The organism is Haloferax chudinovii, assembly GCF_042663345.1.
In the GTDB taxonomy this organism is placed as follows: domain Archaea; phylum Halobacteriota; class Halobacteria; order Halobacteriales; family Haloferacaceae; genus Haloferax; species Haloferax chudinovii.
The window spans coordinates 22,267-28,266 of sequence record NZ_JBHTAB010000017.1; the positions used below are offsets into that span (position 1 = coordinate 22,267).

Annotated in this window: 5 protein-coding genes and 1 pseudogene; 4 read left to right on the forward strand and 2 right to left on the reverse strand. The window is 67.2% G+C overall.

From position 1 onward, the window contains the following. Positions 1-112: 112 nt before the first annotated feature. The 3 genes from ACFQI8_RS19375 to ACFQI8_RS19385 all read left to right on the forward strand — a co-directional run bounded on the left by ACFQI8_RS19375 (position 113) and on the right by ACFQI8_RS19385 (position 1,439). Complete coding sequence (locus ACFQI8_RS19375; RefSeq protein ID WP_390247717.1) at positions 113-334, forward strand: hypothetical protein; 222 nt, start codon at positions 113-115, stop codon at positions 332-334. Between the two features lie 165 nt (positions 335-499). After that, on the forward strand, positions 500-751 hold the full coding sequence (locus ACFQI8_RS19380; RefSeq protein ID WP_390247719.1) for a hypothetical protein: 252 nt from the start codon (positions 500-502) through the stop codon (positions 749-751). A gap of 157 nt (positions 752-908) precedes the next feature. After that, positions 909-1,439, forward strand: a complete 531-nt coding sequence (locus tag ACFQI8_RS19385; RefSeq protein WP_390247721.1) for a DUF5815 family protein — start codon at positions 909-911, stop codon at positions 1,437-1,439. A 22-nt stretch (positions 1,440-1,461) separates the two neighbouring features. On the opposite strand, the gene ACFQI8_RS19390 is transcribed toward ACFQI8_RS19385, so the two are convergent. Further along, positions 1,462-2,484 (reverse strand): S66 family peptidase, encoded by a 1,023-nt coding sequence (locus ACFQI8_RS19390; RefSeq protein ID WP_390247723.1) that lies wholly within the window; start codon positions 2,482-2,484, stop codon positions 1,462-1,464. 144 nt (positions 2,485-2,628) lie between these two features. Here ACFQI8_RS19390 and carB point away from each other — a divergent pair, with 144 nt between their 5' ends. Continuing rightward, positions 2,629-5,877 (forward strand): carbamoyl-phosphate synthase large subunit, encoded by a 3,249-nt coding sequence (gene carB, locus ACFQI8_RS19395; protein WP_390247725.1) that lies wholly within the window; start codon positions 2,629-2,631, stop codon positions 5,875-5,877. Positions 5,878-5,888: 11 nt separating this feature from the next. On the opposite strand, the pseudogene ACFQI8_RS19400 reads toward carB, so the two are convergent. Further along, positions 5,889-6,000: pseudogene (locus ACFQI8_RS19400) on the reverse strand (RNA-guided endonuclease InsQ/TnpB family protein); the annotation flags it as partial.

Below are 6,000 nucleotides of genomic sequence, written 5' to 3' on the forward strand. Positions count from 1 at the left end.
CAGCGCCGACGCGCAGTCAGCCGGGCGGCGACGAGTCGCCCGCTCGGTCGCCGGGGCCGAAGTCGCTCTCAGAACCGTGCGATTCACGTCGCCTCGGCCCCGAGTGGCGGTCATGAGCGAGACGAAGCAGTCGTTTCTGTCGCGGGGGAACCTCCTCCTCGCGGCGGTCGTGACGCTCGGCATCGTCCTCCCGGGGGTGGCGCGCCGCCTGCTCGGCGAGGCCGGCTACAACGGCCTCGGGATGGTCGTGTTCACGCTCGGCTACGCGGGTATGATCTTTATCGTCTGGTACGGGTGGCTTCGACCGCTTGACATCACCGGCCCGTCGGGGTAGTCCGCCGCCGCGCGTCGGACGTCACCCCGCGTCGACAACGGTGTTCGCCGCCGGTCGGGACCGCACCGACCCCCCGGCGGCCCCAATATCCGGGGGTTCGACCGCCGGTTTCCAACGAGAATAACGGAACTTTGATAGTCGATTCGAACCGACCGAGAAAACAAGATGCTTCCCCTTCAGCTCGTAGACACCTTCCTGCTCGACTACAACATCGGGCAGGCGCTGTTGCTCGTGTTCATCCTGTCGACGGTCGGAACCCTACCGCTGAAGTCCCGACACGTCCTCGGTATCAACGCCACGCTGTTCGGGCTCATCTTCCTTCTGACCCCGGTGACGCTGGGCAAGCCGCACTACCTGTTCCTCGGCATCACGCTCCTCATCGTCGGTCCCATCGTCTACGTCTCGGGCCGCCGCTGAGGGGACGCCGCCGCGCGTTTCGCACCGAGTCGTCGCCGTTTTTCGCCGACAGGACTACCGACGACCGACCGCAACTGACGTTCCGTGGTGTCTCGTTCCGCGCGCGCCGATTCCGAAGAACGCGACGTTTAAACGGCGAGAACCGCAACCCACGGGTATGTCTGGACCGAGCGTTCCCGGCGGCCGCGGGGCCGTCTTGGACCTCCCCTGCGGCGAGACGAAGCGCGTCCGGGAACTCGACTTGGGCAAACGGGAGTTCGACTGTCCGTGCGGCGACAGCCACGCCGTCGTCATGGACGTCCACCCGCCCGACCGCTTCCTCCCGGAGTTCCTCGTCGAAATCCTTCAGGAGACCATCGAGACCACGAGCGACGACATGCCCGAGTTCGGGACGGCCCATCTCATGGGTATCGTCCTCGAAGAGTTCCCCGAGGCCGTCGTCTCCGAGGACGTCTCCGAGGACGGCGAACTCGGCGCGGGCATCGTCTGGGCGACCGATTTCGACTCTCGACGGCTCCACGAGATAATCGTCGAACTCGTCGTGGAACTGATGGAACACGCCGTCAGCCACGCCGACGACGACGAAGTCGTCTCGGAGTTCGAGTCGAAGATGTTGCAGTTCGACGTGAGCGAGTTCGTCGACCAGTACCGCGCCCAGCGCGACCTCGACCCCGAACCCTACATGTAACGCGCGCCGAGCGCCCCGCTTTTCAGTCGATTCGAAGCCGGCCGACCGCCGGGTTCAGCGTCGCCCTCGCGCCGAGCGGGAGCGGAACCGTGGGGTCGGCGTGGCCGAACTCCAGGTCGAACACCGCCGTCGCGTCGGGATTGTACGCGTCGAGGACCGACAGCACTGCCGCGCGGAGTTGCGCGCCGTAGTCGGCCGGCGGCTCCCACTCCAGTCCGGGCGCGTGCGTCCGCGGGCGACCCACCACGAGCCCGTCGAACCGTTCTAACAGCCCGCGTTCGCCCATCGCCCGCAGGGTGTAGCGGACCTCGCGGGGGAGCGGCACGTCCTCCGAGGTTTCGAGCGCGAGCACCGCGCCGTCGAGGTCGTCTGGGTCGGGGAGGTAACGCCCCGTCTGAAGATGCCACTTCACGACGCTGAAGTTACCGCCCCAGAGCCGCCCCGTCACGCGCTCGTCGCCCCGCCACGTCCGACCGGGGTTGTCGCGCCACTCCCGCGGTGCTTCGGTGTCGAAGTCGAACCAGTCGTCGGTCCACTCCGGCGCGGGTTCGACGACGCCGATGGAGCGCTCGAAGAACGCCCGGCGGAGGTATCGCTCGACGTACGGGTGTAGCTCGGGGTCCACGGTGAGCGTCGGGTGGAGCGTCGCGCCGTAGCTCACGACCCCGTGGGTCCAGAGGAACAGCCGGAGGTTGTCGTTGTCGCTGAAGCCGAAAAACCGCGTCGGCGACGCGGTCAGCCTCGCCGGGTCGAGGTGCGGGAGAACCCGCAGTTGGTCGTCGCCGCCGGTGGCGGCGATGACACCGCGTATCGACGGGTCCTCGAAGGCCTGCATCACGTCCTCCGCGCGCGCCGCCGGGTTGTCCCGGAGCCACTCCCAGTCGCGCCGGGCCGACTCGAAGACGACCGGGTCGAGCGAGAACACGTCGCGGAGTCGCGCGCACGCTCGGTCCAACTGCGACTCGTCGATGGGACGCGACGGCGCGACGACCGCGACGCGACCCCCGGCGTCGAGCGGCGGCGGCGTCGTGAAAACCGCGGGCATGCGTAGCCGCTACTCGGATACCCCTCAAAAGCCTTCCCCGGCCGTGCGAGGGTCGTTCGACGAGCTTTTCGAAATTCGCAATCGAGTTTCGGACCTCGTAATTTTTCGCCGGACTTATTACGATGTGCGGATTGGATTCCGACGATGACTGACGAGGACACCTCGACCGGACCTCAGGAAGGCACAGAGGACCGGACGATTTTGCTCATCGGAAGCGGCCCGATCCAGATTGGACAGGCGGCGGAATTCGACTACTCCGGCGCGCAGGCCTGCCGCGCGCTCCGAGAGGAAGGCGCGCGAGTTGTCCTCGTCAACTCGAATCCCGCGACAATCATGACCGACCCCGAGATGGCCGACAAGGTCTACATCGAGCCCATCACGACCGAGGCCATCTCCGAGATTATCGAGCGCGAGCGCCCCGACGGCGTCATCGCCGGACTGGGCGGGCAGACCGGACTCAACGTCACGGCCGAACTCGCCGAGGAGGGCGTCTTAGAGGAGTTCGACGTGGACATCATGGGCACGCCGCTCGACACCATCTACGCGACGGAGGACCGCGACCTCTTCCGCCAGCGCATGGAGAAAATCGGCCAGCCCGTCCCGAAGTCGACGACCATCTCGCTGGAGGAGAGCGAGGCGGTCGAGAACATCACCGAGGAGGCCCTCGAAGAGCGCGTCGAGGCCTCGGTCGACGCCGTCGGCGGCCTACCGGTCATCTCGCGGACGACCTACACCCTCGGCGGCTCCGGCTCCGGCGTCGTCCACGAGATGGACGAACTCGTCTCCCGCGTCCGTAAGGGCCTCCGCCTCTCGCGCAACAGCGAAGTCCTCATCACGGAGTCCATCTCCGGGTGGGTCGAACTCGAATACGAGGTGATGCGCGACGCCGACGACTCGTGTATCATCATCTGCAACATGGAGAACATCGACCCGATGGGGATTCACACCGGCGAGTCCACCGTCGTCACGCCCTCGCAGGTCATCCCCGACGAGGGCCACCAAGAGATGCGCGACGCCGCGCTCGGAGTCATCCGCGAACTCGGCATTCAGGGCGGCTGTAACATCCAGTTCGCGTGGCACGACGACGGCACCCCCGGCGGCGAGTACCGCGTCGTCGAGGTGAACCCGCGCGTCTCGCGCTCCTCCGCGCTCGCCTCGAAGGCGACCGGCTACCCCATCGCCCGCGTCACCGCGAAGGTCGCCCTCGGCAAGCGCCTCCACGAGATTACCAACGAAATTACCGGCGAGACCACCGCCGCCTTCGAGCCCGCAATCGACTACGTGGTCACGAAGGTGCCGCGGTGGCCCAAGGACAAGTTCACCGACGTGGACTTCGAGCTCTCGACGGCCATGAAGTCCACCGGCGAGGCGATGTCCATCGGACGCACCTTCGAGGAGTCGCTGTTGAAGGCGCTCCGCTCGTCCGAGTACGACCCCGCCGCCGACTGGGACGAGGTGTCCGACGAGGAGCTCGAAGCCGACTACCTCGAAACGCCGACCCCCGACCGCCCGTACGCCATCTTCGAGGCGTTCGAGCGCGGCTACACCACGGCGGACGTGGTCGAACTGACCGACATCCACGAGTGGTACGTCGAGCGCTTCGGCCGCGTCGTCGAGGCGGTCGAGGCCGCCTCCGAGGGCGACTTCGCCGCCGCCGCCTCCGCCGGCCACACCAACGCCAGCATCGCCGCGACGACCGGCACGAGCGTCGGCGAGGTCGAACAGAACGTCCCCGGCCGCACCTACAAGCAGGTCGACACCTGCGCCGGCGAGTTCGCCGCGCAGACGCCGTACTACTACTCCGCGCGCAAGCCCGAGTTCTTCCGCGGTCCCTTCGAGGGCGACTCGGCGGGCAACGAACTCCGCGTCGACCGCGACATGGAGAGCGTCGTCGTCGTCGGCGGCGGTCCCATCCGCATCGGGCAGGGCGTCGAGTTCGACTACTGTTCGGTCCACGCGGTGCAGGCGCTCCGCGACATGGGCATCGACGCGCACGTCGTCAACAACAACCCCGAGACGGTGTCGACGGACTACGACACCTCCGACGGCCTCTTTTTCGAGCCCATCACGGCAGAAGAGGTCGCCGACGTCATCGAGGCCATCGACGCCGACGGCGTCATGCTCCAGTTCGGCGGGCAGACCTCGGTCAACATCGGCCACCCGCTCGAATCCGAACTCGACCGCCGCGGCGTCGACTGCGAGATTCTCGGCACGACCATCGACGCGATGGACCTCGCCGAGGACCGCGACCGCTTCAACCGCCTGATGGACGACCTCGGCATCCTCCAGCCCGAAGGCGGCTCCGCGACCAGCGAAACAGAGGCGCTCGACCTCGCCAACGACCTCGGCTACCCCGTGTTGGTTCGCCCGTCGTACGTTCTCGGCGGCCGCGCGATGGAAATCGTCCACTCCGACGCGGAGCTCAAGGAGTACATCGAGGAGGCCGTTCGCGTCTCCCCCGACAAGCCCATCCTCATCGACGAGTTCCTCGCCGACGGCGTCGAACTCGACGTGGACGCCGTCTCCGACGGCGAAGACGTCCTCATCGGCGGCGTGATGGAACACGTCGAGGCCGCGGGCGTCCACTCCGGCGACTCCGCGTGTATGATTCCGCCCCGCTCGCTCGACGACGAGACGATGGCCCGCGTCCGCGAGGTCACGGAGGACATCGCCAGCGCCCTCGACACGGTCGGCCTGATGAACGTCCAACTCGCGGTCAAGCAAAACGAGGACGGCTCGAACGACGTGTACGTCCTCGAAGCCAACCCGCGGTCCTCGCGGACCGTCCCGTTCGTCTCGAAGGCGACGGGCGTCCCAATCGCCAAGCTCGCGGCGAAGGTCATGGCCGGCGACTCGATTGCCGACCTCGCCGTGAGCGAGCAGATTCCCGAGCAGGTGTCGGTCAAGGAGGTCGTCCTCCCGTTCGACCGCCTGCCGGGTTCGGACCCGCGTCTCGGCCCGGAGATGAAGTCCACGGGCGAGGTCATGGGCACCGCCACCTCGTTCGGCAAGGCCTACGAGAAGGCCCAGTCGGCGGCGAACGACCCGATTCCGGCCGACGGAACCGTCTACGTCGACCTCGCGGACCCCGAGTTCCCCGACGCCGACAGCGAGGCCGGACGGGACCTGCTCGACGCCTTCGACGAGTACTACGAGGTGCTCACGCCCGAGGACGTCGACGACTTCCTCACGATGCTCCGCGAGGGCGACTTCGACTTCGTCGTCTCTCGCAACCGCGAGACGCTCATCGACTGCGTCGAAGAGGAGGTCAGCTACTTCTCGACGTACGCCTCCTCGAAGGCGGCCCTCGAAGCGCGCGGCGCGGCCGACGAGGACATCGACGTGCTCCCGGTCGGCGAGCGCCCGCGCGTCGTCGCCAACTGGGGTCAGTGAACTACCCCACCCTACCGCTCGCCTGACGGCTCGCGCTTGAGGGTGGGGCTTCCTGTTTCAACGACGCGCTTTGCAGACACAGGTGTATCCACAGGGAGCGCAGTCTCCACAGGCGTTGATTCG

Coding starts and splice junctions, on each gene's coding strand:
- ACFQI8_RS19375 (WP_390247717.1), top strand. CDS start 113: ATGAGCGAGACGAAGCAGTCGTTTCTGTCGCGGGGGAACCTCCTCCTC.
- ACFQI8_RS19380 (WP_390247719.1), top strand. CDS start 500: ATGCTTCCCCTTCAGCTCGTAGACACCTTCCTGCTCGACTACAACATC.
- ACFQI8_RS19385 (WP_390247721.1), top strand. CDS start 909: ATGTCTGGACCGAGCGTTCCCGGCGGCCGCGGGGCCGTCTTGGACCTC.
- ACFQI8_RS19390 (WP_390247723.1), bottom strand. CDS start 2,484: ATGCCCGCGGTTTTCACGACGCCGCCGCCGCTCGACGCCGGGGGTCGC.
- carB (WP_390247725.1), top strand. CDS start 2,629: ATGACTGACGAGGACACCTCGACCGGACCTCAGGAAGGCACAGAGGAC.